The sequence below is a fragment of the Geobacter grbiciae genome (genome assembly GCF_018531165.1).
GTDB lineage: Bacteria > Desulfobacterota > Desulfuromonadia > Geobacterales > Geobacteraceae > Geobacter > Geobacter metallireducens.
In genome coordinates this window covers 162,251-188,401 of the sequence record NZ_JAHDIW010000002.1, presented here as the reverse complement: position 1 = coordinate 188,401, position 26,151 = coordinate 162,251, and the positions used below count along the sequence as shown (strand labels likewise).

Annotated in this window: 31 protein-coding genes and 2 riboswitches; of the genes, 17 read left to right on the top strand and 14 right to left on the bottom strand. The window is 56.2% G+C overall.

Features of this window, described 5'->3' with window-relative positions:
* From KJB29_RS04250 to KJB29_RS19495, 12 genes are all read left to right on the top strand, one after another.
* Positions 1 to 1,308 carry a phenylacetate--CoA ligase family protein gene (locus KJB29_RS04250; protein WP_215733531.1) on the top strand — a complete coding sequence of 436 codons (1,308 nt, stop codon included), beginning with the start codon at positions 1 to 3 and terminating at the stop codon, positions 1,306 to 1,308.
* Between the two features lie 74 nt (positions 1,309 to 1,382).
* Positions 1,383 to 1,814 (top strand): ACT domain-containing protein, encoded by a 432-nt coding sequence (locus KJB29_RS04245; RefSeq protein ID WP_004512021.1) that lies wholly within the window; start codon positions 1,383 to 1,385, stop codon positions 1,812 to 1,814.
* Between the two features lie 76 nt (positions 1,815 to 1,890).
* A complete protein-coding gene (locus tag KJB29_RS04240) occupies positions 1,891 to 3,033 on the top strand; it encodes an ABC transporter substrate-binding protein (protein ID WP_215733530.1) in 1,143 nt (380 codons plus the stop codon).
* A 79-nt stretch (positions 3,034 to 3,112) separates the two neighbouring features.
* Positions 3,113 to 3,997, top strand: coding sequence for a branched-chain amino acid ABC transporter permease (locus KJB29_RS04235; RefSeq protein WP_215733529.1), 885 nt, complete (start codon positions 3,113 to 3,115; stop codon positions 3,995 to 3,997).
* 18 nt (positions 3,998 to 4,015) lie between these two features.
* The gene (locus KJB29_RS04230; protein WP_215733528.1) at positions 4,016 to 5,002 is read left to right on the top strand and encodes a branched-chain amino acid ABC transporter permease; all 987 of its coding nucleotides are present in this window, start codon (positions 4,016 to 4,018) and stop codon (positions 5,000 to 5,002) included.
* Positions 4,995 to 5,747, top strand: coding sequence for an ABC transporter ATP-binding protein (locus KJB29_RS04225; RefSeq protein WP_215733527.1), 753 nt, complete (start codon positions 4,995 to 4,997; stop codon positions 5,745 to 5,747). The genes KJB29_RS04230 and KJB29_RS04225 overlap by 8 nt, the downstream gene beginning before the upstream one ends.
* Before the next feature lie 3 nt (positions 5,748 to 5,750).
* Entirely contained in the window at positions 5,751 to 6,494 is a 744-nt protein-coding gene (locus KJB29_RS04220; protein ID WP_004512026.1) for an ABC transporter ATP-binding protein, read from the top strand.
* A 13-nt stretch (positions 6,495 to 6,507) separates the two neighbouring features.
* Positions 6,508 to 7,809, top strand: a complete 1,302-nt coding sequence (locus tag KJB29_RS04215) for a phenylacetate--CoA ligase family protein (RefSeq protein WP_215733526.1) — start codon at positions 6,508 to 6,510, stop codon at positions 7,807 to 7,809.
* 41 nt (positions 7,810 to 7,850) lie between these two features.
* Complete coding sequence (locus tag KJB29_RS04210; protein ID WP_215733525.1) at positions 7,851 to 8,129, top strand: peptidylprolyl isomerase; 279 nt, start codon at positions 7,851 to 7,853, stop codon at positions 8,127 to 8,129.
* A 23-nt stretch (positions 8,130 to 8,152) separates the two neighbouring features.
* Positions 8,153 to 8,599: an SseB family protein gene (locus KJB29_RS04205; protein ID WP_215733524.1), complete on the top strand. Its 447-nt coding sequence runs from the start codon at positions 8,153 to 8,155 to the stop codon at positions 8,597 to 8,599.
* Complete coding sequence (locus KJB29_RS04200; RefSeq protein WP_004512030.1) at positions 8,596 to 9,270, top strand: flavodoxin family protein; 675 nt, start codon at positions 8,596 to 8,598, stop codon at positions 9,268 to 9,270. Before KJB29_RS04205 ends, KJB29_RS04200 begins: the two co-directional genes overlap by 4 nt.
* A gap of 530 nt (positions 9,271 to 9,800) precedes the next feature.
* Positions 9,801 to 9,926, top strand: a complete 126-nt coding sequence (locus KJB29_RS19495) for a hypothetical protein (RefSeq protein WP_281412902.1) — start codon at positions 9,801 to 9,803, stop codon at positions 9,924 to 9,926.
* Positions 9,927 to 9,963: 37 nt separating this feature from the next.
* Here the strand turns inward: KJB29_RS19495 and KJB29_RS04195 are convergent, their stop codons facing one another.
* The gene (locus KJB29_RS04195; RefSeq protein ID WP_004512038.1) at positions 9,964 to 10,224 is read right to left on the bottom strand and encodes a hypothetical protein; all 261 of its coding nucleotides are present in this window, start codon (positions 10,222 to 10,224) and stop codon (positions 9,964 to 9,966) included.
* Positions 10,225 to 10,633: 409 nt separating this feature from the next.
* On the opposite strand from KJB29_RS04195, the gene KJB29_RS04190 reads away from it, so the two are divergent.
* Together KJB29_RS04190 and KJB29_RS19810 are read left to right on the top strand one after the other, a co-directional pair.
* Positions 10,634 to 10,831, top strand: coding sequence for a helix-turn-helix domain-containing protein (locus KJB29_RS04190; RefSeq protein ID WP_215733523.1), 198 nt, complete (start codon positions 10,634 to 10,636; stop codon positions 10,829 to 10,831).
* A gap of 104 nt (positions 10,832 to 10,935) precedes the next feature.
* On the top strand, positions 10,936 to 11,097 hold the full coding sequence (locus KJB29_RS19810) for a topoisomerase DNA-binding C4 zinc finger domain-containing protein (protein ID WP_425514106.1): 162 nt from the start codon (positions 10,936 to 10,938) through the stop codon (positions 11,095 to 11,097).
* Positions 11,098 to 11,568: 471 nt separating this feature from the next.
* Here the strand turns inward: KJB29_RS19810 and KJB29_RS04180 are convergent, their stop codons facing one another.
* The 13 genes from KJB29_RS04180 to KJB29_RS04120 form a co-directional block, all read right to left on the bottom strand.
* Positions 11,569 to 12,402, bottom strand: coding sequence for a zonular occludens toxin domain-containing protein (locus KJB29_RS04180; RefSeq protein ID WP_215733521.1), 834 nt, complete (start codon positions 12,400 to 12,402; stop codon positions 11,569 to 11,571).
* An 11-nt stretch (positions 12,403 to 12,413) separates the two neighbouring features.
* Positions 12,414 to 12,740 carry a hypothetical protein gene (locus tag KJB29_RS04175; RefSeq protein ID WP_215733520.1) on the bottom strand — a complete coding sequence of 109 codons (327 nt, stop codon included), beginning with the start codon at positions 12,738 to 12,740 and terminating at the stop codon, positions 12,414 to 12,416.
* 2 nt (positions 12,741 to 12,742) lie between these two features.
* The gene (locus tag KJB29_RS04170; protein WP_215733519.1) at positions 12,743 to 14,212 is read right to left on the bottom strand and encodes a hypothetical protein; all 1,470 of its coding nucleotides are present in this window, start codon (positions 14,210 to 14,212) and stop codon (positions 12,743 to 12,745) included.
* A gap of 72 nt (positions 14,213 to 14,284) precedes the next feature.
* Positions 14,285 to 14,497, bottom strand: a complete 213-nt coding sequence (locus tag KJB29_RS04165) for a major coat protein (protein ID WP_215733518.1) — start codon at positions 14,495 to 14,497, stop codon at positions 14,285 to 14,287.
* 276 nt (positions 14,498 to 14,773) lie between these two features.
* Positions 14,774 to 15,043: a hypothetical protein gene (locus tag KJB29_RS04160; protein ID WP_215733517.1), complete on the bottom strand. Its 270-nt coding sequence runs from the start codon at positions 15,041 to 15,043 to the stop codon at positions 14,774 to 14,776.
* Positions 15,044 to 15,058: 15 nt separating this feature from the next.
* Complete coding sequence (locus KJB29_RS04155) at positions 15,059 to 16,033, bottom strand: replication initiation factor domain-containing protein (RefSeq protein ID WP_215733516.1); 975 nt, start codon at positions 16,031 to 16,033, stop codon at positions 15,059 to 15,061.
* 175 nt (positions 16,034 to 16,208) lie between these two features.
* Entirely contained in the window at positions 16,209 to 17,606 is a 1,398-nt protein-coding gene (trsS, locus tag KJB29_RS04150) for a radical SAM (seleno)protein TrsS (protein WP_215733515.1), read from the bottom strand.
* Positions 17,607 to 17,624: 18 nt separating this feature from the next.
* The gene (trsM, locus tag KJB29_RS04145; protein ID WP_215733514.1) at positions 17,625 to 18,311 is read right to left on the bottom strand and encodes a DVU_1556 family methyltransferase; all 687 of its coding nucleotides are present in this window, start codon (positions 18,309 to 18,311) and stop codon (positions 17,625 to 17,627) included.
* 23 nt (positions 18,312 to 18,334) lie between these two features.
* On the bottom strand, positions 18,335 to 18,817 hold the full coding sequence (locus KJB29_RS04140; protein WP_215733513.1) for a DVU_1557 family redox protein: 483 nt from the start codon (positions 18,815 to 18,817) through the stop codon (positions 18,335 to 18,337).
* 42 nt (positions 18,818 to 18,859) lie between these two features.
* A complete protein-coding gene (locus KJB29_RS04135; protein ID WP_215733512.1) occupies positions 18,860 to 20,164 on the bottom strand; it encodes a molybdopterin molybdotransferase MoeA in 1,305 nt (434 codons plus the stop codon).
* 109 nt (positions 20,165 to 20,273) lie between these two features.
* Complete coding sequence (locus KJB29_RS04130; RefSeq protein WP_215733511.1) at positions 20,274 to 20,810, bottom strand: 4Fe-4S dicluster domain-containing protein; 537 nt, start codon at positions 20,808 to 20,810, stop codon at positions 20,274 to 20,276.
* Positions 20,797 to 22,767 (bottom strand): aldehyde ferredoxin oxidoreductase C-terminal domain-containing protein, encoded by a 1,971-nt coding sequence (locus KJB29_RS04125; RefSeq protein WP_004512044.1) that lies wholly within the window; start codon positions 22,765 to 22,767, stop codon positions 20,797 to 20,799. The genes KJB29_RS04130 and KJB29_RS04125 overlap by 14 nt, the downstream gene beginning before the upstream one ends.
* A 33-nt stretch (positions 22,768 to 22,800) precedes the next feature.
* Positions 22,801 to 22,983 carry a ferredoxin gene (locus KJB29_RS04120; protein WP_215733510.1) on the bottom strand — a complete coding sequence of 61 codons (183 nt, stop codon included), beginning with the start codon at positions 22,981 to 22,983 and terminating at the stop codon, positions 22,801 to 22,803.
* A gap of 134 nt (positions 22,984 to 23,117) precedes the next feature.
* Positions 23,118 to 23,237: riboswitch (molybdenum cofactor riboswitch) on the bottom strand.
* A gap of 107 nt (positions 23,238 to 23,344) precedes the next feature.
* A riboswitch (molybdenum cofactor riboswitch) is annotated at positions 23,345 to 23,464 on the bottom strand.
* A 200-nt stretch (positions 23,465 to 23,664) separates the two neighbouring features.
* Between KJB29_RS04120 and KJB29_RS04115 the strand changes: the two genes are divergently transcribed.
* From KJB29_RS04115 to KJB29_RS04105, 3 genes are all read left to right on the top strand, one after another.
* Positions 23,665 to 24,120 carry a DVU_1555 family C-GCAxxG-C-C protein gene (locus KJB29_RS04115; RefSeq protein ID WP_215733509.1) on the top strand — a complete coding sequence of 152 codons (456 nt, stop codon included), beginning with the start codon at positions 23,665 to 23,667 and terminating at the stop codon, positions 24,118 to 24,120.
* A gap of 49 nt (positions 24,121 to 24,169) precedes the next feature.
* Positions 24,170 to 25,522, top strand: a complete 1,353-nt coding sequence (locus tag KJB29_RS04110) for a DVU_1553 family AMP-dependent CoA ligase (RefSeq protein ID WP_215733508.1) — start codon at positions 24,170 to 24,172, stop codon at positions 25,520 to 25,522.
* Between the two features lie 150 nt (positions 25,523 to 25,672).
* The gene (locus tag KJB29_RS04105; protein ID WP_246560342.1) at positions 25,673 to 25,987 is read left to right on the top strand and encodes a site-specific integrase; all 315 of its coding nucleotides are present in this window, start codon (positions 25,673 to 25,675) and stop codon (positions 25,985 to 25,987) included.
* Positions 25,988 to 26,151 lie beyond the last annotated feature (164 nt).

The window sequence follows — 26,151 nt, the reverse complement described above, 5'->3', positions numbered from 1 at the left end:
ATGAGCTATTACAATGAAGAGTTCGAGACGCTTCCCCGCCAAGCCCTGGAGGCCCTGCAGCTCAAACGGCTTCAGGCCACCGTAGCCCGGGTTTGCGCATCGGTTCCCTTCTACCGGCAGAGCTTTGACCGAGCCGGCATCACCCCCGACAGTGTCAAGTCCCTCGCCGATCTGCAACGGCTCCCCTTCACCCTAAAGCAGAACATGCGCGACAGCTACCCCTATGGCCTCTTTGCGGCACCCATGGAGGAGATTGTCCGCATCCATGCTTCCTCCGGCACCACCGGTAAGCCGACCGTGGTCGGCTACACCCGAAAGGACATCGATACCTGGTCCGAGCTCATGGCCCGCTCCTACGCCGCCGCCGGGGTCCACCGGGGGGACATCATCCATAACTCCTACGGCTACGGCCTCTTCACCGGCGGCCTTGGCGCCCACTACGGCGCGGAGAAGCTCGGCGCTTCAGTCATACCCATGTCGGGGGGGAACACCAAGAAGCAGATTATGATCATGAAGGATTTCGGTTCCACGGTCCTCACCTGCACCCCGTCATACTCGCTCTTCATGTCCGAGGCCGCACGGGAGGAAGGAGTGGATTTCCGCGAGTTGAAGCTCCGCGTCGGTATCTTCGGGGCAGAACCGTGGTCAGAGGCGATGCGGAGCGAGATTGAGGAGAAGCTGAACCTCTGCGCCATCGACATCTACGGCCTGTCGGAAATAATGGGGCCGGGTGTGGCCATCGAATGCTGCGAGGCGAAGAAGGGGCTCCACATCTGGGAAGACCACTTCATCCCCGAAATCATCAATCCCGAGACCGGTGAGGTTCTTCCGGAAGGGGAGCGAGGCGAACTGGTCATCACCACCATCACCAAGGAGGGGATCCCCCTCATCCGGTACCGTACCCGCGACATCACAAGCCTCACGTACGAGCCGTGTGCCTGCGGCAGGACCCACGCCCGCCTTACCCGTATGACCGGCAGAAGCGATGACATGCTCATTATCCGCGGAGTCAACGTGTTCCCGTCGCAGATTGAGTCAATCCTCATGGGAATCGAGGGGGTCGAACCCCACTATGTTCTCATTGTCGACCGCAAGGATAACCTGGATTCCCTTGAGGTTCAGGTGGAAGTGGACGAACGGCTCTTCTCCGATGAGATCAAGGTGCTCCAGTCCCTGTCCCAACGGGTCGAAAAGGAGATAAAGGACATTCTTGGCATATCATGCCGGGTCCGTCTTGTGGAACCCCAGACCATAACCCGGAGTGAAGGCAAGGCGAAGCGGGTCATCGACAATCGGAAAAGCAGCTGATGCCCGCCGGGGCACACTCGTGCCGCGTCCAAAACAAGGAGAGCGAGCAGGCCTGACCCTGCGAGGAGGATGGAATGAACGTTGAGCAGATCTCAATTTTTATTGAAAACAAGTCCGGCCGTCTTGCTGAAATCACCAAGGTCCTTGGCGACGCGGGGGTAAATATCCGTGCACTCTCCCTGGCTGACACCTCTGACTTCGGCATTCTGCGCCTCATCGTCAATGACCGGGAAACAGCGAAGCAGGTCCTGAAGGAAAGGGGCTTTACCGTCAGCAAGACCGAGGTGGTGGCCGTCGAGGTCCCCGACCGTCCCGGCGGCCTCTCCCAGATCCTTCAGGCACTGGACCGCGATCAGATCAACGTGGAATACATGTACGCCTTTGTGGAGCGGTGCGGTGAGAATGCCGTCATCATCTTCCGTTTCGACGAGACCGCAAAAGCAATCAGTACCCTCACGGGAAATGGATTCACTGTTCTCAAGGGCGCCCGGCTCTACGCCATGTGATCGCTACGCTGGGAGAGCCGCGGGGATCATCAGGGGAGACTGGGAGTTGGTGAAGTAATCAACGGGGAGGTTGTCCATGCTGAAGAAAAGTTCTTTCATACTGACGTTTGTCGTGTCGCTGGCTCTTCTGGCCGGAAGCGCCCTTGCGGCTCCCCTCATCAAGATCGGCGGGCTCTTCGCTGTGACTGGTCCTGCATCGTTCCTTGGCGAGCCTGAGCGCAACACCGCCCAGATGGTGGTGAACGGGATCAATGCTGCCGGTGGCGTCAAAGGTCGCAAGCTTGAACTGATCGCCTACGACACGCAAGGGGATGCCACCAAGGCGGTGCAGGCCGCCAATCGCCTCATCAAAGAGGACAAGGTTGCCGCAATCATAGGCCCCAGCACCACTGGTGACACCATGGCCGTCATTCCGGTTGTGGAACGGGCAAGAATTCCGATGATTTCCTGTGCCGCCGGAAGCAAAATCACCGAACCGGTCAAGAAGTGGGTTTTTAAGACCGCTCAGAACGATGGCCTCGCCGTGGCGAGAATCTACGGGGATTTGAAAAGGAAAAAAATATCAAAGATTGCTATCCTCACCGTTTCCGACGGTTTCGGTTCGTCGGGACGCGAGCAGCTGAAGGCCCAGGCATCGGCCTACGGGATCAGGATCGTGTCTGACGACACCTATGGCCCGAAGGATACCGACATGACAGCCCAGCTTACCAAAATCAAGGGGAGCGGTGCCCAGGCCGTCATCTGCTGGGGCACCAATCCGGGGCCGGCAGTGGTTGCCCGCAACGCCAAGCAACTGGGCCTGAAGCTTCCCCTCTACATGAGCCACGGCGTTTCCTCCAAGAAGTTCATCGGCCTTGCCGGAGGCGCTGCCGAAGGAATCCTTCTCCCGTCGGGACGCGTTATCGTGGCCGATCTGCTTCCCAATTCAGACCGTCAGAAAAAGTCCCTTCTTGCCTTCGTGAAGGATTACCAGAAGCACTACAAGGCAGAGGGTGACCACTTTGGCGGCCATGCCTGGGATGCGATCATGCTTCTCAAGGGCGCCATCGAGCGTGGCGCTGACAATCCAACAGCCATACGGGACCAGTTGGAGCGGACGCGGGGTTTTGCCGGCATCGGCGGTGTTTTCAGCTACTCTCCTTCCGATCACGCGGGACTCACCAAGGACGCTTTCGTCCTTGTGGAGATCAGAAAACAAGATTTCGCCTTGGTCAAGTAACCGCTTATTCATACACCAATCAAGGGAGCGCAGGCTTTGTCGGTCTGCGCTCCCTCCTTGTGAGCCAGACACATAATCTATGCATATCGGTCAGCAGATAGCGCAGTACCTTCTTTCAGGCCTGTCGACGGGAGCCATCTACGCCCTTATCGGCGTCGGCTTCGCCATTATCCACAATGCCACCGGCATCATAAATTTTGCCCAGGGTGAATTCGTGATGTTGGGGGGCATGTTCACAGTGTTCTTTCTCACGGTTCTCAATCTGCCGCTTCTGGTCTCGGTAATTTTGGCAATAGCCGCATCAACCATTGCGGGGGTTGCCTTCGAGCGGCTCGCCATCCGTCCCATGAAGAACGCTTCCCCCATCAGCCTGGTCATCATCACCGTCGGCGGGAGCATCCTCATCCGGGGAATCGCCATGCTCGTCTGGGGGAAGGATACCCATGCGCTCGAAACCTTTTCCGGCAACGAGCCGATCCAACTGGGGGAAGCGACGATCCTGCCGCAGCATCTCTGGATTTTCGCCGTAACGACGGTTGTCATCATCTGCAGCAAGCTCTATTTCAACTACACCATCAGCGGTAAGGCCATGCGGGCCTGTGCGTACAACAGCCGCGCCGCGGGGCTCGTGGGAATCGACGTCAGGCGCATGGTGCTTTTCTCCTTTGCCATCAGCTCCGCCATGGGCTCCATGGCCGGCATCATCATCGCTCCGCTCACCATGACCTCCTACGATGTCGGCGTGATGCTGGGCCTCAAGGGATTTTGTGCCGCCATCATCGGAGGAATGAGCAGCGGACTCGGCACCGTATTCGGCGGGATTATCCTCGGTGTCCTCGAGTCCCTCGGCGCCGGATTTTTTTCGTCCGGCTACAAGGATGCCATCGCCTTCATCATTCTGCTCGTCATTCTCTTCATACGTCCCCAGGGGCTCTTTACAAAGGGCGATACTGAGCGGGTTTAACCACTACGGACTGTCGTTATGATGAAATCAAGATCGTTTCTGAAACATGAGTTGGTGAAGTTCACCCTGTTCACCCTCCTGATCATCTTCCTTCCCCTGGCTTTCAGGGAAGGGTATCTCCTCAATGTATTCGTTTTTGTGGGCATCCACACCCTTCTGGCAGTGGCGTTGAACCTACTCCTCGGGTACGCCGGGCAGATTTCCATGGGCCAGGCCGCCTTCTTCGGCCTCGGCGCCTATGCATCGGGGATACTGACCGCAACCCATGGCCTGAACCCCTGGCTGGCCATGGCGGTTGTGGCGGCTGCCGTGGGCACCCTTGCCTTCATCATCGGGTTCCCGATCCTGAAGCTAAAGGGGCACTACCTGGCCATGGCAACCCTAGGCTTCGGCATTATCGTGTACATCGCCTTCAACGAGGCGGTTGACCTGACGGGGGGGCCGTCCGGGTTTTCGGGGATTCCGAACCTTGCCCTTAGCGGAATCTCTTTTGACACCGATTTCAAAAATTACTACCTCATATGGGGGATGACGCTGGTGACGATCCTCCTGTCGCTCAATCTGGTCAATTCCCGCATCGGGAGGGGATTGAGGGCGATCCACGATTCCGAGGTGGCTGCACGGGTGATGGGGGTGAACGTACGGTTTCTCAAGGTACAGATTTTTGCCCTGTCGGCGGTAATTTCTTCCATAGCAGGAAGCCTTTACGCCCACACCATGACCTTTGTCTCCCCCACCTCCTTTGGTTTCAATTTTTCGGTGGAACTGGTGACCATGGTAATCATCGGCGGACTCGGGAGCATCTACGGCTCGTTCCTCGGCGCAGCGCTCCTGACATTCCTGCCCGAGATTCTCAGGGCGTTTCAGGATTACGACATCGTGGTCTACGGCCTTCTGCTCATCTTCATGACCCTGTTTATGCCCGGCGGCCTTGTCCGGGGGATTCCGGCGCTCGTGGGCCAGATCGTCTCGCGGGCCGGGGCAGGGAGCAAGGCCGATGCTTGAGGTTCAGGGAATCACGCAACGTTTTGGTGGGGTCACCGCCCTCGAAGATGTCTCCTTCCGGGTGGCGGATGGGGCCATCACCGGCATCATCGGTCCCAACGGCGCCGGGAAAACCACGCTCTTCAATATTGTGACCGGCATCTATACGCCAACCAGCGGTACGGTGCATCTGCAGGGAAAGAACGTGACCCGTTTCGCGCCGGAACGGCTGGCTTCCCTCGGCATGGTCCGTACCTTCCAGAATATCGAGCTCTTCGGCAGGATGACGGTGCTGGAGAATGTGATGGTCGGTCTCCACACGAAAGGGAAGAGTGGCATCATCGCTTCGTCTCTCAGGCTTCCCTGGCAGGTGGCCGAAGAGCGAAGGTTCCGGGAGCGGGCTCTTCACTGGCTCGAATTCACGGGGATCACCGACCTGGCTGACCATGAGGCGGGGAGTCTTCCCTTTGGCAAGGGTCGACTCCTTGAAATCGCCCGGGCAATGGCCCTAGAGCCGAAGGTAATTCTCATGGACGAGCCGGCCGCAGGCCTCAACAGCCGGGAAACCCTTGAGCTGGCGCGTCTCATCCAGAAAATCCGGGAATCGGGTGTCACCGTTGCCCTTGTGGAGCATGACATGGAACTCGTCATGGACATCTGCGACGCCATCGTGGTTCTCAATCTGGGGCGCAAGCTGGCCCAAGGGACGCCGCGGGAAATTCAGGAAAATCCGGAAGTGATATCAGCCTATCTTGGGGAAGGATAGGGAATGCTGAAAATCAAGAACATCAACACCTTCTACGGCAAGGTTCACGCCCTCAAAAACATCTCGATTCACCTGAAGCAGGGAGAGATTGTCACGCTGATCGGCGCCAACGGCGCGGGCAAGACGACAATCCTCAATTCCATCTCCGCCGTGACACCACCGGCCACCGGGCAGATTCATTTTGACGACCAAGATATTGCTGGCCTCGGACCCGACAGGATCGTGAAGCTTGGCATCTGCCAGGTTCCCGAAGGGAGGCAGGTCTTTAAACCCCTCTCCGTGGAGGACAATCTGGACCTGGGAGCCTATCTCCGCTACCGGGGGAGGGAAGGGCGGAGCGCCATCCGCAAGGACCTGGACGACATGTATGCCCTCTTTCCCCGGCTCCACGAGCGGCGCAAGCAGGCTGCCGGAACTCTTTCCGGCGGCGAGCAGCAGATGCTGGCCATGGGGAGGGCACTCATGGCGCGGCCCAAACTCCTCCTGCTCGATGAGCCTTCAATGGGACTTGCTCCCCTTGTGGTTCAGGAGATTTTTCGGGTCATCGAGCAGCTCCGAAGCGAGCGGGGGACCACCGTGCTCCTCGTGGAGCAGAACGCCAAGGCGGCCCTCAAGATGGCAGACCGGGGGTATGTGCTTGAAACAGGTAAAGTAGTGCTTGAAGGAATTGCCTCTGAGTTGTTGGAAAACAAGGAGGTTCAGAGGGCTTACCTCGGGAAAGACAAGAAGGAAATCTGGGAAAGATAGGCGAGGTCACCGTATGCAGATCTGGGAACCAACATACGAATGCATGCCGCGCGAGGAGCTGCAGCAGCTTCAGCTGGAACGGCTCCAGGCAACCATCAACCGCGTATACAAGAATGTCACCTGCTACCGGAACAAGTTCAACGAGCTTGGTATCGTCCCCGAGGACATCCAGTCCCTCGAGGATCTCAGGAAACTCCCTTTCACCACCAAGGAGGACCTGCGCCTGAACTATCCCTACGGGATGTTCGCCGTGCCGCTCCGGGAGGTCGTGCGGATCCACTCCTCGTCGGGAACCACCGGCAAGCCCACGGTGGTCGGTTACACCAAGCACGACATCAAGGTCTGGTCGAATCTGGTGGCCCGCTTCATGACCGCCGCCGGCGTCACCCTCGACGACGTGGTTCAGGTCGCCTTTGGTTACGGTCTCTTTACGGGCGCTTTTGGCCTCCATTACGGGACTGAAACCATCGGGGCGTCGGTGATTCCCATGAGCTCCGGGAACACCGAAAAGCAGATCATGATCATGCAGGACTACAAGACCACGGCGCTGGTCAGCACCCCCAGCTATGCCATCACCATCGCGGACCGGATGGAAAAGATGGGAATCGATCCCAAGACCCTGTCGCTCAAGGTGGGGCTCTTCGGCGGTGAGCCATGGTCAGAAGCGATGCGGAAGGAAATCGAAAGCAGACTTTTCATCAGTGCTACCGACAATTACGGTCTCTCGGAAGTTATTGGCCCCGGCATTGCCGGCGACTGTGAACACAAGTGCGGCATGCACATCTTCGAGGATGCCTTCATCCCCGAGATCATCGATCCGGATACCGGCGAGGTGTTGCCGCCGGGGAGCGTCGGTGAACTGGTGCTGACCACCCTCACCAAGGAGGCGTTCCCCATGATCCGTTACCGGACCCGGGACATCACGTGCCTCGATTACTCCCCCTGCGCCTGCGGCAGGACCATGGTCCGCATGCGGAAAACCATGGGGCGCAGCGACGATATGCTCATCATCAAGGGGGTCAACGTCTTCCCGTCCCAGATCGAGGAGGTTCTCTTTGCCATCGAAGGGTGCCAACCCCACTACCAGATTATCGTCGACCGCAAGGGGACTCTCGATACCCTGGAGATCCAGATCGAGGTCACCGAAAACATCTTCTTTGACGAGATGAAGCGCCAGCGTGCGTTCCTCGAAATGGTCGAGAAGCGGATCGATTCGGTGCTCGGCGTTGGTGCCATGGTCAAGCTCGTGGAGCCGAACAGCATTCCCCGCCATGAAGGGAAAGCCCAGCGGGTCATTGACCGGCGCAAGCTCTGAACAATCCCATCCACCACTCAGCAAACATTCAAGGAGTTCCCATGCCAACAGCAACCGCCCGTCACATCCTCGTGTCCACCGAAGCCGAATGCCTGCAACTCAAGGCCGAGATAGAAGCTGGCGCCGACTTCGCCGAGATAGCCAGAAAAAATTCCGCGTGCCCGTCTCGCATGCAGGGCGGCGACCTCGGCGCCTTTGTCCCCGGTCAGATGGTCAAAGAGTTCGACGAGGTCGTCTTTTCCGCTGAAATCAACAAGGTTCTCGGACCGGTCAGGACCCAGTTCGGCTATCACCTGATCGAAATCACAAAACGCTGGTAGCCACCATGAAAGGAACACCCGGAATGACTCAACTCGATGAGGCGCTGGTTACCCTGCGTCAGGATATGCGCGATGCAAAGAATCAGTCGAAATTCTATGATCTCTTTCTCAACTCCACTTTTTTCGTTCCCATTCTGGATGAGCAGTCCCGTGCAGAGGTGGTAGAGGTACCGCAGGACGGGCAGGTGCTCCCCCTGGTCATTGAGGCTGAGGGAAATGACTACCTGATGCTCTTCGATACTCGGGAGCGACTTCAGGCCTGGACCCAGACCGACGCCAAATGCGTGGAGGTGCCGGGCCATGTTCTGGCGGCAACCACTATGCCGCCGCTGCACTGGGCGCTCAACGCGGGGACCGAGTACTCCAAGCAGTTTCATCCCGAAGAGATCGCTTGGCTCAGGGACGCTGTTGAACGCTGCAACGCCGAGGCAGCCGGGCGAGGTGATTCCTCTCAAGGAGAAGTTATATGAAAATACTGGCGATACTTGCCAGCCCCAGGGGAACGCGAGGAAATACCGGGCGCTTGCTGGATGAAGTCCTTGCCGGAGCAAGAGAGGCCGGGGCAGAGACCGAAGTCCTCTCCCTCTCCGCCCTGAAGGTCCAACCATGCGTCGGGTGCGACAACTGCCACAAGACGGGCATCTGTCCCATCAATGACGACTACGAAGGCATCAAGGAGAAACTTCTTGCCTGTGACGGGTTCATTCTGGCCAGCCCGAATTACATCTTCAGCGTCACCGCCCAGATGAAGGCCCTCTTTGACCGCTGTAACGGAATGATTCACTGCATGGCCCTGGAGGGTAAATACGCCGCTGTCGTGGAAACCTCCGGAGGAGGCGAGGACGCGGACGTTATCTCTTACATGGAGCGGGTCATTAACATGCTGGGGGCGACTTCTGCGGGCGGAATAGGCTCTCCTGTCGCTGGCGTACGGACGTTCCCCGATGAGGCAACCCTCTATGGGAAGGCCAGCGCCCTCGGCCGTGACCTCTGCCGCTGTATCAGCGAAAAACGAAGATTTCCGGACCAGGAGCGCTTTCATGAGGCATTTCGATCAAGGATGTCCGGCCTCGTAGACTTTATGAAAGAGTTCTGGTTATTCGAACGTGATTACTGGCAGAAGAAGACACTGGCAAGGTAGCGACCATGTTCGAAACGCAGTACAACGACGAAATGGAAGCAGAAGTGAGGCGCCTGGAGGCGAAGAAGCGGGCCGCCGACGCGGGACATCCGGAATGGGTGAATGCCTGTGTCCGATGCGGATGTGAGTTGCCGTCACCGGACGTTACAACATGCAGTCACTGCGCTTGACATAACATTTTACGTAATCTCCCCTGAACGAATAACGGGCCGAGTCTTCTGATTCGGCCCGTTGTGTTTCGGCCGATTTTTCAGGGCGGTCGGACCGCAGGGTAGTGACCAGCCATGATACGACTTCGGGCGAGGGCGGCTATCTGCGCGTTTGCAGGTAATTGATCATTCATCCACCTGAACGGGAGCGGGCAGTTGCAGTGACGACGGAACTGTTACGGTTCAACTAATAATAGCAACCAGTTAGCTTCTGTCAAAATGGGAGAGGCATCAATCTTCAAATACCCAGATAGGTCAGGGGCAAGATCAGCCCTATGGCTGTGGCAATGTCATCAACAACTACGAGGGAATAGGGGGGGGATGAGAAAATTCGTCAAGTCTTTTCGCAGCGGAGGGGTTCTCGACCCTCCGCTGCCCGACCAGATCGTTCCCTATATCGCGGAAGAATCAAAGGTGAGGAAGGAGCAACAAGCCTGGTGCGATTAGCATGGAAGTAGCATAAAGTAAGTACATTCTGCCGAAGCTACAGCATATATCCTCGAACAAAAACCATCATTTCGCCGGTTTCACTGTCCACTGCAATCTGCCGTTCTTCAGGCGTCAGCATTTCATGGAGATATTTACGAGCCCGTTTCCGGTTGCCTGCAATACTATCTGAAATCTTACACATGATGGAAGCCGGCAGACCCGACCTGTAGCCCTGAACCAGCTTGGCGATTTCCTCGCGCCGTTGTGCATTGCTCCAAGTCTTGTAAATCTCGGTCCCAACATCCTCCTTAAGCATGACTTACCCCTTTGGATTAATTGATATTGATATTGGCTTTTGCAGGGTCGCATAGTCTTCTGAATCTTTCAAGGGCACAGGACAAAAATTTATTTGCGTACTTGACATAATATATCTTGCTGGTTTTTATCGGACATCGACCCACCCCTCATGATATAATGTTATGCCGACGCGCCGCCGCTATTGCCTCAGCAGCCCTTGTCTTCGTATAGAGGAATCTGGACACGTGAACAAGTAACTCAGCCAATTCACGGACAGGCGGAAGCATGTCCGAGGGGATACGGACGGTAACAACTGAAATACCATCTTCCCCAGGTTCAACCTTGACATGTTCAGAGCAGAAGAATTGCATGGACAATGTATACCTGACAGGAATATACCTGTCAAGCATATTCTTAGGGGGAATATTATGGTTGAGCAATTTCTTAAATCAGTAACAGAGAAGGGGTTAAAACAGGAAGATATCCAGAGACTTACAGGATTAACACAAAGCTATATAAGCAGGCTTTTAAGAGGAGCAACCCCAAGTCTAGAGACAGTAATCAAGCTTGCAGATGTTTTCGGCGTATCAACCGACGAGGTACTAGGAAGAAAACCAAAAGCGTAAGACAGGGAAAAGACATGGACAAAACAGCAATAATGATAGCAGGACCGATATTGTCAGCTTTAGGGCTATACCTCAGATACTAGAAGAAAACCGTCAACGAATGGATGCAGGCGCGCCGGATAGACGGCAGAAGGAAAGAAACGGGGAAATGCCCGGAGTGCGGAGCAAAGATGAAAAAAAGAACCAGCTACACAGGAGACAGAGAAGGCAAGACGGCCATGGTATGCAGCAATTACCCGAAATGCAGAACCGTCAAGTGGGGATAAACCAATAGGCAAGACAGAGAATCGGAAGTTACCCCCATGTTATAGGATGGGGGTCGTTGAGGCAGACAAAAGGCGAGTTGTTGAAAGGGTGAATTGACCGAGGACGCCATATCGACATGAATACTCACACGATACAGCACCACGCTGAACGCGACATTTTGAACGGCGCGGTTTGCCTCTCGGCTCCTGACTCGAAGCACGGTACACGACCAGGAACAACGCCAGTTGCTGAGGCAGAGCAACAGCAGGAGTACCCCCCCCCCCCCCCCCCTCAACCACAAGACATACGCAAAACGTGAGCCAAAATATATGGCATAATTATTGCCCTCATATAAGTTGCTAAAATTATTGCATTATTTGACTTGGCACAATTATTGCCCTAACAAAAAATTACTAATCATATTATTATAATATTATTTTTTATTATGAATCAACAAAAGACCGCCGAACACAGCATTGCCGACACGACAGTCACGAAGGTTCAAGTTGCTGATTCTCCCATTTTGACCAAAGGCAATCAGGAGAGAGAGAAGAGACACGAGAAGGAGGAAGGACTACCCCCCCACCCCCCCCGCAGAGCGGGGGAGGCGGGGAGCCGCACAGACGAGGGGGAGTATCCTGGGTCCAAGAGTCTTGGCTGAACACTTCCAGGGAATCATAAAGACGAGCAGCCCATAGAGGCAAAGGGTAAAGGTCGCGGTCGGCAATTACCGAAGCACCGGCACCAAGACCAGCATATCGACGAATGACGAGAAAGAGGGGAAAAGGCGACATGGGAAGCCCAAGAACAGGGAACTTGAGCTTTTGAAGGTTACGGAAACGACTTTCATATTCTGCCAATGGCCGAATTTGTGAATCAATCATCTCAATCGTATGTGCAATCAAGATTACGTTCCATCCTAACTTTCGGTGTTGAGTGAAGAACTCAATCCAACCCATATTTTTATCCCACCTACGAGAATTGAAAACAAGCTGAGCCTCATCGAGTATAAGCAAGCCATTACCTTCAGAGTATTTACCGTCATCCTGGTACAGACCAACGGACTCGGCCCGAGGGTCAATAGAACGAATAGCGGAGAGAGAATCAACCCGATAAAAACGCTTGTGAAGGGAAGAAGCAAGCTTAAGAAAATGTTTTTCAGAAAAACGAGAAAGAAGGCTACGCTTAGCAACTTCTAAAGCCCAACCATCGACAAGAGAGAAATTGGCAGCGACAACGCCACCTTTCTTAAGATGAAGAATAGCTCTAGCAACAGCAGCCGCACTTTTGCCGCTGCCGGGAGTACCTTGCTGAACTTCAATCATAATACCTCCCATCAAGTTAAGAGTTTTACCCACCGAGCAAGGGGGGCAATAACGAAATAAGCCAGCATACCGGCGACAAGGAAACCAACAACCGTGACAACATACGACACCGGAAACAGCCAATTGAGAGCGGTCAAGAAAAAGTCAAGGACCGGGCCGACGACACTATGAGGACTGTCAGGAACCGAAGAACCAGAAGGGAAAAGAGAAACAACAGAGACGGCGAAATCGCAGAAGCCATTAAAAACGGACTGCAACAAGTCAATAAGGACATTATAAAGCCACGTTAAGCCGTTACGGAAAAGGCCAGAAAGAAAAGCTGCAAACTTAGCAATCATAATTACCTCCCACGCCAAAACTCAACAAGATACCACACGCAACCAACAGATAGAAGCAAACCTATTGCCCACCGACAAACAGCGGCAACAGGGTCAAAAATAGACAAATCAACACGCAAAGTATTAGCGCCATAAATAGGCAAGTCAAAGACAGGGGCCTGTGGCTCACGGACCAAGACACTAAGTTTGTCAACAACACCAGACAAGAGACTAAACGGCCACGCATTAGCAAGAGCACCTTTCAGCTGAGAGAGCTTTGACCAATCAAAAGTCTTTAGAGCGTCAGGAGAAGAGTCAGGAATAGACTCTTCATCGGCTTTGTCTTTTGCAGCATCGGCGGTTTTCGTAGCGGTATCAGCTTCAACCTTTGCAAGATTCGCTTCAGCAGCAGCAGCGGCAGCCTCGGCAGCTTCAGCCGCGCGAATATCATTAGGGTCGCCAGTAGCGTCAGCACGAGCACGAGCATTAGTTGCAGCAGTACGGGCAGACGTAGCAGCATCACGAGCAGCAGCGACGGAAGCAGAAGACTTTGCGTCAGCATCTTGTGCAGACTGAGCAGCGTCAAGCTGAGCCATAGTAGGAGGAACGGGAAGGACAAAAGGAGGCGCACCATCCGCGTAGCCAGAGTCATCAGTATCAGCATACTGCATAACATTGGGGTTTGACTTTATGAAGTCATCAATCTCACCATAGTAATCAGAATAAACATTGACAGGAGCAGAGAGAGGAGAGGAAACATTAGCAAGCGACTGAGAATACTGTGGGACCGTACTGTCAACAAGGGGAGCAGTTCCGGTAACCTGAGTAACATAATACTGTATCTGTTTCCAAGAATAAGGTGAAGCCCCGCCAGTAATAGACGTTATATACAAAACGTTAGGAGACTCAAACGCAGCAGCATAATTAAAAGATGGGGTACCATTATACGTAGAATAAGTTGTGCCCTGTTTAAGCCCAGTAACGCGGAAAGCCTTACCCGCAGCAGTAGGATAATAATTACCAGACGATACATAAATGGTAGACCCCACAACAGAGGAAGGACTGGCCCAATTTGTCGAAGTTTCAGAAATATAGTCAGAACGAACAGAAGCAGCATAAAGCTTAGGATAACGAGACGGATTAGCTTTTACAACAGAGGCAACAGCAGACTGAGATATTGTAGCGGTAACATTACGAGTAATAGTATTGACAGTAGAGGCACCTAGAGCGATATAAGAGATAGTCATATCGCGCGCGATAGTACCAGACGGCGTAACTTTAGTGCCAGAAGCAACACGAGAACCGCCATTCTCACGGTAATAACGCTTTGCATAGACATAAGCACCACCAACGATAACAGATGACGCCAAAGCAGCAGCAGCCACACTAATAGTAATAGGGTCAACTATAGCAACAGCGTTTTTTGTGTCATAAACAAGAAACGTACAGAGAGCAACCAACGAAACAGCAATTAAGCGCAGACCTTTAAACATGCCACCACCCCCCCCCCCCGTCAGATACAAAAAAAAAGGGGGCCGAAGCCCCCTTAAAACCGCAGGGCGGTTTTACTTGGTGAAACGCTTGTACAGCTTCCACCCGATACCAGCGGCAAGAACAATGCCAGCGATAGGCATTGCCGCAGCAATAGCGGGGGTCAGTTCACCAGTTACAGCAGTACCAACGGCGGTGAAGTCAAGAACAGGAGTTGCAAGAGCGGCAGAGGCAGAAGCAGCAACGGCAACGGCAGAACCAACGACAGCAAGGAACTTTTTCGACATGATGAAACCTCCAATGTGAGTTTTAGCCCCTGTGGGGCGTGATAGCCTGACGGCCCGGAACCGTCAGGATACAAGATTTTTGAACATGAGCCAAACACGATTCAAGCCATAGGCAAAGAGCCAGACACCCATACCGATTGAAAGAGCAGCAAAGAAGTCTGCATTCATATACTTACCCCTTCCACGTAACGGCAAAAATCAGAGCACAGATGAAACCGGAGACAACAGCAGCACCAGAGTTTATTGCATCAATGACTGGCTGTAGCTGCTCCGGAGTCATGCAACGGCCTTTTTATCGACGGGAACAGCCTGAACGAAGTACAGCGAAGTACGCTCTTGAAACTTAGACACATTGACCTCAATTTCAACCATCTTTCCACAGAGCGACTTTACATAGCCAACCTGCTCCTGTTTCAGGCCAATGCGGCGAACTTCGGGATAGTCGAGGCCAAACTCGAAGACAATCAAGTTGTGAAAAACAACACCATCTTTCTTCCCGTGCTTTTCGTGAACTTCAAGACACAGACCAGTAATTTTTGCAATCATAATAAAGCCCCTTTCTTAGTGGCATAATGGAGCAGGGTTGTACCCATGCTCAAACATATCGTTGTAATCGGTTTCGCAGCAATCTATCAGTAAAGCTTCATGCTTGAGCTTGAAGGCGGCTTCTTCTATCGCTTCTTCGAAGACAGTGTCGAAGCCACTCACGGCAATCCGAAGAACTTTCATTGCTGCGGCAGCGCCGAGACAGTACCGGAACAGGTTTCCAAGGTCGGGATTTTTCCGCACCAACTTGGGGCGCTTATCATCAAACCTCGAAAACATGGCAAGCCAGAGAGGACAAGCGACAGACTTCTTTTTATTGTGACGCGTCTTTGCCACTGACTCAGCAGATGAAGCAACGTAGAACATAGGGCGGATATAGGAAGCGAAGAGGGAAGCCAGAGAAGCGACCAGGCCAATACCTTCCGCATATTTCAAAAGTTGCGAGTAGGCGACTTTTGCAACGTCCCCCCTAAGTTGCAGTTCAAAACGGGTCCAATCGGCGTACCCCTCCCGCTGTCCCGGAGCAATGCCTTGCTCACTGGCTTTATCGTATATTCGAAGTCGGGCGTCACTTTTGGGAGAACCGACATAGAGAGTCTGGCCCGGAGCCTCCCGAGTAAACCCCACAAATCCAGTGATATGCCGTGCCGTTCCGCCGAATGCACCCCGTAGAAGACACCCCCGGACATCCTCAACAGTGTAAGCACCGTCAAAGGAATCAAAGGCGATATCAAGGCGGGTCACTTTCGCATGGTCGGGGAGGGACAGGACGTCAAACATATCGCAGCCACGGCCAGAGAGTTGGACATGGACATCGGGGCGGTCAGGGGAATAAAGAACGGTACAACCGGGGGCAACGTAGGAAAAGAGATAGCCATAAAGACCTTTCTCTTTTGACTTAAGGTCGAAACCGTGAAGGAGTTTGAACGCTTCCGGCAGATGACCGTAAGGGAGCGTGAAGGAGAGAAAATCAACTTGATACCCGTTCACCGAACACCCCCGAGAGAGGGAGCAACGGCACCGGAGAAGCAGCAAACAAAACACCGTTCAGGCGAGGATGAACAACCGAAACAAGACGGAAAAGGCCGGAAAACCGCCGTATGGCGTACTTTACATAATATATCTTATGGGACGTAAACCATGAGGTAATTGCCGCCGTGCCAGGTCATCGGCGGTAAAGGCTCCTTCCGTCCCTGCTGGTCAGGTTATAGGCACAGAATGGCACCAGCAGGCCATCGGGAGACACAACCGATATGCAGCACCCCCTGAGGCGCTCCAGATCCAGGTTTTCCGCATCCTGAAATGCCATGGCAGAGATGGTGAAACTCCTGGTGGCGACATCCCTGAGAAAGCTATCCAGATCAATGGCCCCTTCGACCCGGACCGGGTTTGATCTGCCCGACTCACAACAATCGGTCTGCTCCGATTCTCTGGGATTGCCGCAGCATGATGCGGCTGAGGGAAGCTTCCAGCGGCGCGACACGGTATCCACGGTCCTCCTGATTCCCCCGCTGCCACAGTTGGTCGTGCAGCAGGAATCGCCCCCCATCGCCCCGAGGGAGCGCAGCCCGCCGTCGGCCGAGTAGAGATATGTGGCGTGAAAGGAACAGTGGGCATGTTCCCCGCCGGGAGGAGAGAAATCGGCTAGCCTGAGCAGTCCGTCGGTCTGCTCTTCGAGACACCCCATCAGTTCGGGTAAAGTGAAGCGGTTGCCGCAGCCCTGCTCAGGGAAACGGCCAAAATAGCTGACAGGCTGGAAGTGAATCCCCCGCACGATTGGGGCCAATTGAAGGGCCTGCCGCACGATGGCGCCGACGGCATGGCTGTTCACTCCGCTCACGATTGTCGGGACCAGGATCACGCCGAGGCCGGCCTCGCCGGCATGCCTGACGGCCCGGAGCTTCTGCTCCAGAAGCGGACTTCCCCTCAAGGTGCGGTAGATGCCGTCGTCGACCCCGTCGAACTGGAGAAAGACTGCCGAAAGCCCCGCCGACCGCAACCGGGCGGCATAATTCCCGTCGGCGGCAAGGCGCAGGCCGTTGGTATTGAGCTGGATAAAGGAAAAACCGATCCGCCGCGCCGCTGCCACGATCTCCGGCAGATCGTCCCGCAGTGTGGGCTCTCCGCCGGACAACTGGAGATTGCACGGCCCAGCCGCTGCCATGGCCCGTTCTAGCAGCCAGGTGATCCTGTCCAGGGAGGTATCCACGGAATCCTTTCGGCCGGAATCGGCAAAACAGACGGCGCACTGCAGGTTGCACCGGTCAGTCACCTCCAGTAGCACCGAACAGGGCATCTGTGCATGGGCACTGCAGAGGCCGCAGTCGAACGGGCACCCCTGCTCGACGGTCCCGTAGCAGAGCTCGGGGTGGACGGGCGGCTTCGGTCTCCGCCACTCGGCCAGTGACGGCTTTCCGCGCCAGATAAGGGTCCTGAACGAACCGTGCTCGTCGCACTCCTTGACCTGGAAGACCTCGTCACCCAGCACTTGTCGTGTCGCCGCTATCCTTTTCAGGCAGACGGGGCAGATGCTTTCGGTTTCACCCAGATTCACTGTTTCCATGACACTATCCTTTATCTGTTACGGAAGCGGGTCTTCAGCCTTTCGGGCCACCATGAGGAAATAGCCGAGGCCCCCACGGGCCGCCTCCCCTTTCCTCTCCGTACCACCCTTCCACGCATCCGGCAGGCATTCGCCGGCCAGGATCATGCGGACCGCGAATTCCTTCAGCAAACGGTCGTGGGTTTCCCACCGAAGGAGAGTGAAGCCATTGCCGGCCACCGCGTCAAGGAGTTTCTCGCGGGTGAGAAGCCCACCGGCCTGTTCTGCCCCATTGTCTCCAGCCGTGCTGAAAACGTCGCTCACTACCAGATACCCGCCGTCCTTCACGACCCGCGCAAACTCCCGGAGGGGAGCCGACCGGTCAGGGAGGACGGAAAGGACGCATTCACACAGAAGGAGATCGACGGTGGCGCTCCGGAGGGGGATCGTTGCAGCCTCCCCCCGGATAAGGCGGGCCGTTTCGAGGCGGGGGGCGGTACCCCCGAGAAGGGGCTCCGACGGGTCGAGCCCCACCAGGCGGCGGAAACCGGTCCGTTCCAGGTGATACAGGGTTCCGCCGGCACCGCAGCCGACATCGGCAATCAGGGAATCGGCGGAAAGGTTGCAGACCTCCAGTGCCCGGTCTGTAAGCGCGGTCCCCCCTGGCCGTAGGCACGGACCCACGGTGCGACAGAGCTCCAACCAGTTGAGTGCGGTACCGTTCATCGGTTCACCGTGCCGCCGGAAAGTTACTTGTCTTCCAGCGCCTGTTCTGCCGCGGCCAGCTTCCCGGTTGCCAACTCCTCAGTGACAAGGATGAAGCCGCACCCGGAGCAGGCCGGAAGAGTGATGGGAAATATGGACTGCATGTACTGGAGCCTGACAGTTTGCTCCTCCAGGGGGGCCTGGCACTGATTGCAGAGCCATTCGCTGCCGCTGCCGGATTTTACCCACTCCTGCGTGCTCCCGCTGGACTTCATCGCCATCCGGTGGGAATACGCGGTGACCAGCCGATAGTCATCACCGGTCCGGACATACTCTGCCCAGTAGGTGACCGCTTTGGGGCGATGGAAGGCGAGAAAATGGCCGGTGGCAGAGTTGAGCAGCTTCCTGCTGGTGGTCTCGGCATGAAGGATGACCTTCTGCGCATCCTCCCTCAGGATCGAGCGGTCCTCCATGAGACGCTCGACCTCCCCGGGTATCTGCAAACTGATCTGCTCATACGCGTTCATCTGGCGGTCCCCCATCCTGTCGCATGATATCTGCCCCCTTCCCTAACGGGTTGCCACCCGCACCCTTCTCTCGAAGGTCTCCCCCTCTTCCGACACACGGTCATCAGGTACGCAACCGGCAGTGAGGTTCGGTTCTTCCAGCAGGACCAGGTCACCGCGCAGCAGATGTACCTCCACCTCTTCCCCTGCCGCCACCACCGACGGTCCTTCGGGGAGGATGACAATGGCATTGGCCCGTTGGATGGTACTCAGCCGGCACGCCTTGTGGTTTCCGACCGTGGTGGCCATGTAGCGGCCGTTCTCCGCTTCTACCCGGACCGACTGGCAATGGACCCGGCCGGGCTCCTTGCGGATATCTTCCCGCAGCCGTGCCTTGAGGTTCGGCCTGACCGTCCGGCGATGCCCCATCAGCCTGAGCAGCCCCGGTCTGACGAATTCCTCGAACGTGACCATGGTCGACAACGGATTGCCGGGAAGGGAGAAGACCGGGATCCCGTCCTTCATGCCGAAGGCCTTGGGTCCGCCCGACTTCATGTCAATCTTTCCGAGCATCTGCCTGACCCCCACCTCAACCAGCACATCCCGCACGAGGTCCCGGGCTCCTGCCGAGACGCCGGCCGTAGTGATCAGCGCATCGGCCTTCAGTCCCGTCTGAAGCTGCTCTTTCAGGCTTTCCCGGTTGTCACGACCTATGCAGAGGAGAATCGGCTCGGCGCCGATCTCCCTGAGAGCCGCAGCCAGATACTGGGCATTGCTGTTGATGATGCGTCCGTTTGACGGATGCTCTCCCAGTTCGATCAACTCATCGCCGGTGGAGAGCACCGCCACCCGCGCCTTCCGGTAGACCGGCACCACCGCTTGGCCGAATGAGGCCAGCAAGCCTATCTCCTGCGCCTGAATGACCGTCCCCTCCGTCAGCACCAGGTCGCCGCCTGTCAGATCCTCACCCCGGAAGCGGATATGCTGCCGGCGACGGACCGGCGCCATGACCGTCACCATGCCGTCCGTCTCCAGGGTATCCTCCCCCGGCACCACCGCATCGCAGTTGTGGGGGACAGGTGCACCGGTCATGATCCGGACGGCGCACCCCCCCAGAACCGGCTCCGACACATTGCATCCGGCCGGAATAAAGCCGGTAATCCGTAGGGTGGTCCCCTCGCCCGTGCAGTCCGCACTTCTTAGGGCGAATCCGTCCCTCGCCGAATTGTCGAAAAGCGGCAAATCCCACGGTGCCGCCACATCCCTGGCCAGGACCCTCCCCAGGGCGGACTGCAGGTCGACACGCTCCACTCCGAGCGGAGTTATGTTATCAAGAATAATCCGGAGGGTTTCCTCTGAGTCTGGCATCTCACCTTCTCCACAATCCGTTCAGCTTCCATGATGGACGCATGTTGTGGTCCCCCCGGCAGGGCCGGGGGGACTATCATGCTACCCGTTCTTGCGCCCGGAAGTAGTATCACTTCTTCGACATTCGGGCAACCGTATCCATTACCTTGTCGAAACCATGTTTTCGCACCAGCGATTCCAGACCGACCTCCATCTCGGTCACCGTCGTTTGTATATCCTTCTCATCCACTTCCACTTCCCGTTCTTCGTAGACCAGGGCATCGACCAGGCACCACTTGACACATACCGGCTCGTCTTCGCCGTCGCACATGTCGCATTTCAGGGGCAGACCCGAATCCGGTTCCTTGAAGAGGTCCCGGGAGGGGCAGGCGGCACGGCAGGAGTCGCACTCGTTGTATTCCTTGCCGTCGATGATGTACTTGTTCCGCCCCATGCACTCGGATTCGGTGTACTCGCCGGCAAAGACCGGCATCCAGATGTCCTCGAGACGGTTGGTGATGACCTGGATGCGCGACCGTGCCGGGTTGTTGCTGCTGTACGGCGGAACCGCGTGGAAGGCGGAGCACATGATTTCGCAGGTCCGGCAGCCGTTGCACTTGTCGGCATCAACCGTGATCGTCCTGACTTTCCGTTTAATTTTGGCCATTTTTCAAGATCCCCCTCTTTTCCAGGTCGTCGGCGACATAGCCCAGGTCCAGTTCTTCCAGCTTTTCCCGTGTGGGAATGCCGTCGTGGTTCCATCCCTTGTACGTGTAATAGGTGGAAAGAAGCTGCTCTTCCAGTTCGGGGAAGCGTTTCTTCCAGTGGTCAGCGGGCGGCTTTTCGTCAACTCTCCTGATACCCAGCCTGTTGTTGTAGGCTCGGTGCAGGTTCCGGCTCCTGTTGGCAATCTGCTTCAGCCCTGACTCGTCCAGATCCAGGCCGGTAGCCGCGGAGATTATTTTCGGGTAGTTGTGGATGTGATAGGGCGGCTTCAGGCAGAAGGACGACATGCCGCAGCACATCCCCACGGCGTCATCGATGTTGTGCATCATCTCCATCCAGTCCACGATTTCAGAGCACATGTCCGGTGTCGGGAAGTAGGGAATCGACTTCTCCCCCCTCAGTTCCCAGTCCAGCACGATCTGCTTGAACTTTTCGTCGGGAATCTGGGGCCAGTCGCGGACGAATTCCTCCCGCTGCTCCATGGTTGGGAAGGCCGATTGGGGCCACTGTCCTTCCATCTGGGTGATGCTGATCTTCTCGTTGGTGGAATACATGAGGAAATAGAGCGGATCCAGGGTCCCGAGCTTGACCGGGAGCTGCTCGTGCTTCTTGATGGTGTTGTGATCGAAGGCTTCCGCACCGTTGCCGATCTTGCGGGCTGCGAAATAGACGCCGTCGGCCAGGATATCGCCAATCCCCTCACGACGTGCGACCCGGTCGAGGAGCCAGAAGAATCTCCCTTCCTTGTCGGACGGACACCCCTTGAAGTCCTTGTCAGTGAGAATGCCGGCTTCATAGAGCTCAACGGCAAAGGCAAGAATCTGGGGCGTCGAGAAGGAATCAACCCCGTACTCGGTGGCGCGCTGGAGGATCTTCCAGGAGAAATCAAGGTCATCCACATAAGCCGCCATGGCATAGGTGAGCTTGCCGAAGCATTTCGCCATATACCGTGGGGTATCCTTGTGGGAAATAAGCGCCCCGCAATGGGTCGGACAGTTGTAACAGCTGATCAGACGCTTTACTGCGCCATGCTGTGACTTTGACCATGACTCGTCGATCTCTTCGGTCCAGAAGTCCCTTCTCCGGGTCCGGGCATTGCCCCAGGCGAAGTTCTCCGTATGCCATTTTTCATCGGTATGGAGCATCTCCTGGGGCGACCCGATGCCGGAAAGGATGGTCATGACGTCCTTAATGGGGTTGGCCCATCGGTACTTGATATAATCCGTCACCCCCTGCAACTCTTTCATGAACTCTTCCGGCCGGGCAAGGAAGACATCGCCGGTGCCGCGGACAGCCACGGCCTTGATCTTCTTGTCGCCCATGATCGCGCCGCCGCCGAGTCGGCTGGCGCTTGAGCGGGATTGCTCAATGGAAGCCGTAAAGACCCGGTTCTCACCGGCGATACCGATGGCAGCCACCTGGGCTTTCGGATCGTTCAGCTCCTTCCGGATGAGTTCCTGGGTCTCAACCGCCCCCCTCCCCTTCAGATGCGACGCATCACGCAGCTCCACCTTGTTATTGGAGACGTACAGATAGACCCAGTCGGGCGACTTGTTCTTGAAGATGATCTTGTCGTAGCCGGCATACTTCAGCTCGGCCGCGAAAAACCCCCCCATCATCGGATAGGCCAGCGTGCCCGATTGGGGCGAAATGAAAGAAACAACGGTGCGGTTGGCGCTAAACACCGGCGTGCCGTTCAGCAGGCCGGTACTAAATACCAGCAGATTTTCGGGATCGAATGCCCTGGTTTCCGGCGGTACCCTGTCCCAGTGGAGCTTGACGCTTGTTCCCAACCCCCCGAGATGGAGCTCCATCAGCCTGGGATCGGTTGCGACCCGTTCGATGTTCCCCTTCGCCAGGTCGACTTCCAGATAATATCCTGCCTCTGCGTATCTCATTTTTCCTCCTTTTTCCCGATGTACACCCTGTGTCTAATTTTCTATGCGGAGGCAGGTCTGTAGCGAATGCTGGCAGAATCCCCCGCACGCTTCCCCGATGCAGGCCCCGGGACGTCCCAGATGCTCTCTCATCACCTCGGGTTCCAGCGCCACCCGTTCGATAGTTCCCGTTGCCAGATTGATTTCCAGATAACATCCGACCTCTTCGTATTTCATATCCTCCTCCTCTCACCACTTGTTGTCGTAATCCGGCATCATCACACCGGACACGTTGGTACGCGGTCTATCCCGCAAAAAAAACAAAAGGGGCGCTCTCTGGATAGAAAGGCCCCTGAACGTCGCGGACATACCTCCGCGTCGCTGGGTCCCCTTTGCATAAGGAAGGCAACGCCGTTTCCAGCGATACCCATAGGCCGGACCGCCCTGGGGATGTTCCCTTTAGGCGCCGCGGCTCGGAGACGGTTTTAAATTTTTTCAAGTCCCGCTTCCCGCCGACAGCCCGCACTAGAGCCTCGGAGGGAAAAAACAAAAGGGGCGCTCTCCTGGATAGAAAGGCCCCTGAACGTCGCGGACATACCTCCGCGTCGCTGGGTCCCCTTTGCATAAGGAAGGCAACGCCGTTTCCAGCGATACCCATAGGCCGGACCGCCCTGGGGATGTTCCCTTTAGGCGCCGCAGCTCGGAGACGGTTTTAAATTTTCGCGGTGCAAAGCATCTGCCGCACCCTGTTACTACAACTCCACCATAAGCTCACGCTTATTTGCGTAAATTAGTACTACATTACTATTTTACTTGTCAAACAAAAAATTCTCGCTTAGTGTGCAAATATCTGTAAGGTGCCTTGTCTGCCCAAGAATGACAACAGGCCAAAAAAAGATTCACCTGGAGAACAACACCATGAACGACCAGTCAGTGAACACGATCACCTTCGATGGCCCCTATCTCGACATTTTGCTCATGAAGCATCAAGGGCTCTGTTGCAGCCAGATCGTGGTCAAGCTGGTGTTGCGCGACCTGGGTCGAGACAACCCGGACCTGGTCAGGTCGATGGCGGCCCTCTGCAACGGTTTTTACGCCGGCGTCACCTGCGGGGTGCTCACCGGTGCGTCATGCGCGTTGTCACTGGCACTGGATGGTTCGAGGGAGCGGGAGAGGCAGGACTCGGAGTTTCCCCTGCTGCTGGCTGAATTGTGGGACTGGTTCTCGGTCAAGGCTGAAAAAGAGTACGGCGGGATCAACTGCGACGAGATCCTGAAGGCGAGCCCCGACAAGCGGGCCTGCTCGGACCTGCTGCTGGCAACCATGGAGAAACTCCAGTCGATACTGGCGACCGTGGGCGGTACAGGTCAATGACCACTCCGTTACCACCTGTGAAACAAGCATGGAAGAAAGGGGTGCCGCGATGAATAGGACGCCGCTGGAGGGGTGGATACGGGACAAGCTGCTTCTGCCCGGCACGCAGGCACTAACGCGGAGCGACCTTGAGACGTTTCAAGTACGAAAACTGCGGGAGGTGGTCACCTATGCCCAGACAAAGAGCCCCTTCTACCGGAACCTTCTCGCCGAAGTCGATGACCTGGACGTGAAGGATCTGCAGGCATTCAGCCGCCTCCCCTTCACGACGCCGGACGACGTGAGAACCCAGGGGATGCGGATGCTCTGCACCTCCCAGGACGAAATCGAACGGGTGGTCACCCTGCAAACCTCAGGGACCAGCGGCGAGGCAAAGCGGATATTTTTCACGGCAGAAGACCTGGAGCTGACGGTCGATTTCTTCCATCACGGCATGGCGACCATGGTCGCTGCCGGGGCAACCGTCATCATCTTTCTGCCCGGCGAACGACCCGACAGCGTTGGTGACCTGCTGGCGCGGGGATTGAGACGGCTGGGGGTGAGGCCGGTAACCTTTGGCCCGGTACGGGACCCGATAGCGGCACGGGCGGAGATTATGCGCCACCCCTCCCCTTGCCTGGTGGGGATACCGACCCAGATTCTTTCTCTGGCCCGTGGTGAGGGTGGCGAGGCGATTCCACGGGGCTGGGTGGAGAGCGTCCTTCTTTCAACGGACTACGTGCCCACGGCGATCGTGGAGGAACTGAAGCAGAACTGGGGCTGCCGGGTCTTCACCCACTACGGCATGACGGAAACCGGGCTGGGGGGAGGCGTGGAGTGTGAGGCAAGGGACGGCTACCATCTGCGCGAGGCCGACCTGTATACGGAAATCGTCGACCCGGCCACAGGCCGGCCGGTAGCCGATGGCGAGTTCGGGGAAGTGGTCTTCACGACCCTCACCCGAAGCGGGATGCCGCTCGTGAGGTACCGGACCGGGGATCTGGCGAGGATGATGCCGGAATCCTGCCCCTGCGGCACGGTGCTGAAACGTCTCGGGAGGGTGCAGGGACGAATCGGGGCGACCGTGAGGCTCAGGGATGGGGCAAGCATCGCCATGGCAACTCTGGACGAGGCGTTGTTTCCGATTCCCGGACTGCTGAACTTTACGGCCGAAATCGCCGATAACGGCGGCCGGGATCAACTCAACCTCTGTCTCCAGGCATGCGAGGGGCAGGAAGAACAGGTCGCCAGGGGGGCCGTTGCCGCCCTTGTGCGCGCCGAATCAAGCGATCCCCTGTTCCGGCAGGGGGGGCTGACGCTGGGGAGCATCACCTTCGACAGGGCCGGCTGGTTCACGACCGGCACCGGGAAACGGCAGATCAGGGATGTCCGGCAGGAGAACCAAGGTGCCGTATGTGCATAAATTCCTTCTGCAGGGTAATCGGCACGCGGTTGGGCACTCCCCGAAAGGTTGCTCCGCTATCCTTTCTGATGTCGCTGAACGTTTCGTCCAGCGAACTTCCTGAAAGATGTCTGGACCAAGGCGGCGAAAGCCAGCGGGATAACCGACAAGGTGCCCTACTCCATGCGCCACTCCTTTGCGGCTTGGGCGCTTACCTTGCGGATCGATCCCAACCGGCTGGTGCGGCTCATGGGCCACGGTTCCAAGAAAATGGTCTATGAGGTCTACGGGGATTACATCGACGGACTGGAGGAGGACTTCTGGAAGATTCTGGAATACTTCGGCCGGGACTTCGTGGAAACTAGGGCAAAGCGACCGCCCCACCTCTTGGGATACCCCGGCACTATTTACCCGATGGTTCCCGGCTCTTATCTCCAGCTAGAGCCAGAACAACAAAGCCCCGGCCTTCAGTTAAAACTCTCTTAGTGAAAGTTTTGGTGAAAGTCGGGGCAACAAAAAAGGAATCCCGAAGGATTCTTTATTGTTAGATGGAGCGGGAAACGGGATTCGAATCCAGCTCAATCAAAGGCTCAGCTTTTAAACGATAAAATAAAATCCGCTAAAATTTCAACTAATTACTCCAATTTTCT

Coding starts and splice junctions, on each gene's coding strand:
- KJB29_RS04250 (WP_215733531.1), top strand. CDS start 1: ATGAGCTATTACAATGAAGAGTTCGAGACGCTTCCCCGCCAAGCCCTG.
- KJB29_RS04245 (WP_004512021.1), top strand. CDS start 1,383: ATGAACGTTGAGCAGATCTCAATTTTTATTGAAAACAAGTCCGGCCGT.
- KJB29_RS04240 (WP_215733530.1), top strand. CDS start 1,891: ATGCTGAAGAAAAGTTCTTTCATACTGACGTTTGTCGTGTCGCTGGCT.
- KJB29_RS04235 (WP_215733529.1), top strand. CDS start 3,113: ATGCATATCGGTCAGCAGATAGCGCAGTACCTTCTTTCAGGCCTGTCG.
- KJB29_RS04230 (WP_215733528.1), top strand. CDS start 4,016: ATGATGAAATCAAGATCGTTTCTGAAACATGAGTTGGTGAAGTTCACC.
- KJB29_RS04225 (WP_215733527.1), top strand. CDS start 4,995: ATGCTTGAGGTTCAGGGAATCACGCAACGTTTTGGTGGGGTCACCGCC.
- KJB29_RS04220 (WP_004512026.1), top strand. CDS start 5,751: ATGCTGAAAATCAAGAACATCAACACCTTCTACGGCAAGGTTCACGCC.
- KJB29_RS04215 (WP_215733526.1), top strand. CDS start 6,508: ATGCAGATCTGGGAACCAACATACGAATGCATGCCGCGCGAGGAGCTG.
- KJB29_RS04210 (WP_215733525.1), top strand. CDS start 7,851: ATGCCAACAGCAACCGCCCGTCACATCCTCGTGTCCACCGAAGCCGAA.
- KJB29_RS04205 (WP_215733524.1), top strand. CDS start 8,153: ATGACTCAACTCGATGAGGCGCTGGTTACCCTGCGTCAGGATATGCGC.
- KJB29_RS04200 (WP_004512030.1), top strand. CDS start 8,596: ATGAAAATACTGGCGATACTTGCCAGCCCCAGGGGAACGCGAGGAAAT.
- KJB29_RS19495 (WP_281412902.1), top strand. CDS start 9,801: ATGAGAAAATTCGTCAAGTCTTTTCGCAGCGGAGGGGTTCTCGACCCT.
- KJB29_RS04195 (WP_004512038.1), bottom strand. CDS start 10,224: ATGCTTAAGGAGGATGTTGGGACCGAGATTTACAAGACTTGGAGCAAT.
- KJB29_RS04190 (WP_215733523.1), top strand. CDS start 10,634: ATGGTTGAGCAATTTCTTAAATCAGTAACAGAGAAGGGGTTAAAACAG.
- KJB29_RS19810 (WP_425514106.1), top strand. CDS start 10,936: ATGCAGGCGCGCCGGATAGACGGCAGAAGGAAAGAAACGGGGAAATGC.
- KJB29_RS04180 (WP_215733521.1), bottom strand. CDS start 12,402: ATGATTGAAGTTCAGCAAGGTACTCCCGGCAGCGGCAAAAGTGCGGCT.
- KJB29_RS04175 (WP_215733520.1), bottom strand. CDS start 12,740: ATGATTGCTAAGTTTGCAGCTTTTCTTTCTGGCCTTTTCCGTAACGGC.
- KJB29_RS04170 (WP_215733519.1), bottom strand. CDS start 14,212: ATGTTTAAAGGTCTGCGCTTAATTGCTGTTTCGTTGGTTGCTCTCTGT.
- KJB29_RS04165 (WP_215733518.1), bottom strand. CDS start 14,497: ATGTCGAAAAAGTTCCTTGCTGTCGTTGGTTCTGCCGTTGCCGTTGCT.
- KJB29_RS04160 (WP_215733517.1), bottom strand. CDS start 15,043: ATGATTGCAAAAATTACTGGTCTGTGTCTTGAAGTTCACGAAAAGCAC.
- trsS (WP_215733515.1), bottom strand. CDS start 17,606: ATGGAAACAGTGAATCTGGGTGAAACCGAAAGCATCTGCCCCGTCTGC.
- trsM (WP_215733514.1), bottom strand. CDS start 18,311: ATGAACGGTACCGCACTCAACTGGTTGGAGCTCTGTCGCACCGTGGGT.
- KJB29_RS04140 (WP_215733513.1), bottom strand. CDS start 18,817: ATGAACGCGTATGAGCAGATCAGTTTGCAGATACCCGGGGAGGTCGAG.
- KJB29_RS04135 (WP_215733512.1), bottom strand. CDS start 20,164: ATGCCAGACTCAGAGGAAACCCTCCGGATTATTCTTGATAACATAACT.
- KJB29_RS04130 (WP_215733511.1), bottom strand. CDS start 20,810: ATGGCCAAAATTAAACGGAAAGTCAGGACGATCACGGTTGATGCCGAC.
- KJB29_RS04125 (WP_004512044.1), bottom strand. CDS start 22,767: ATGAGATACGCAGAGGCAGGATATTATCTGGAAGTCGACCTGGCGAAG.
- KJB29_RS04120 (WP_215733510.1), bottom strand. CDS start 22,983: ATGAAATACGAAGAGGTCGGATGTTATCTGGAAATCAATCTGGCAACG.
- KJB29_RS04115 (WP_215733509.1), top strand. CDS start 23,665: ATGAACGACCAGTCAGTGAACACGATCACCTTCGATGGCCCCTATCTC.
- KJB29_RS04110 (WP_215733508.1), top strand. CDS start 24,170: ATGAATAGGACGCCGCTGGAGGGGTGGATACGGGACAAGCTGCTTCTG.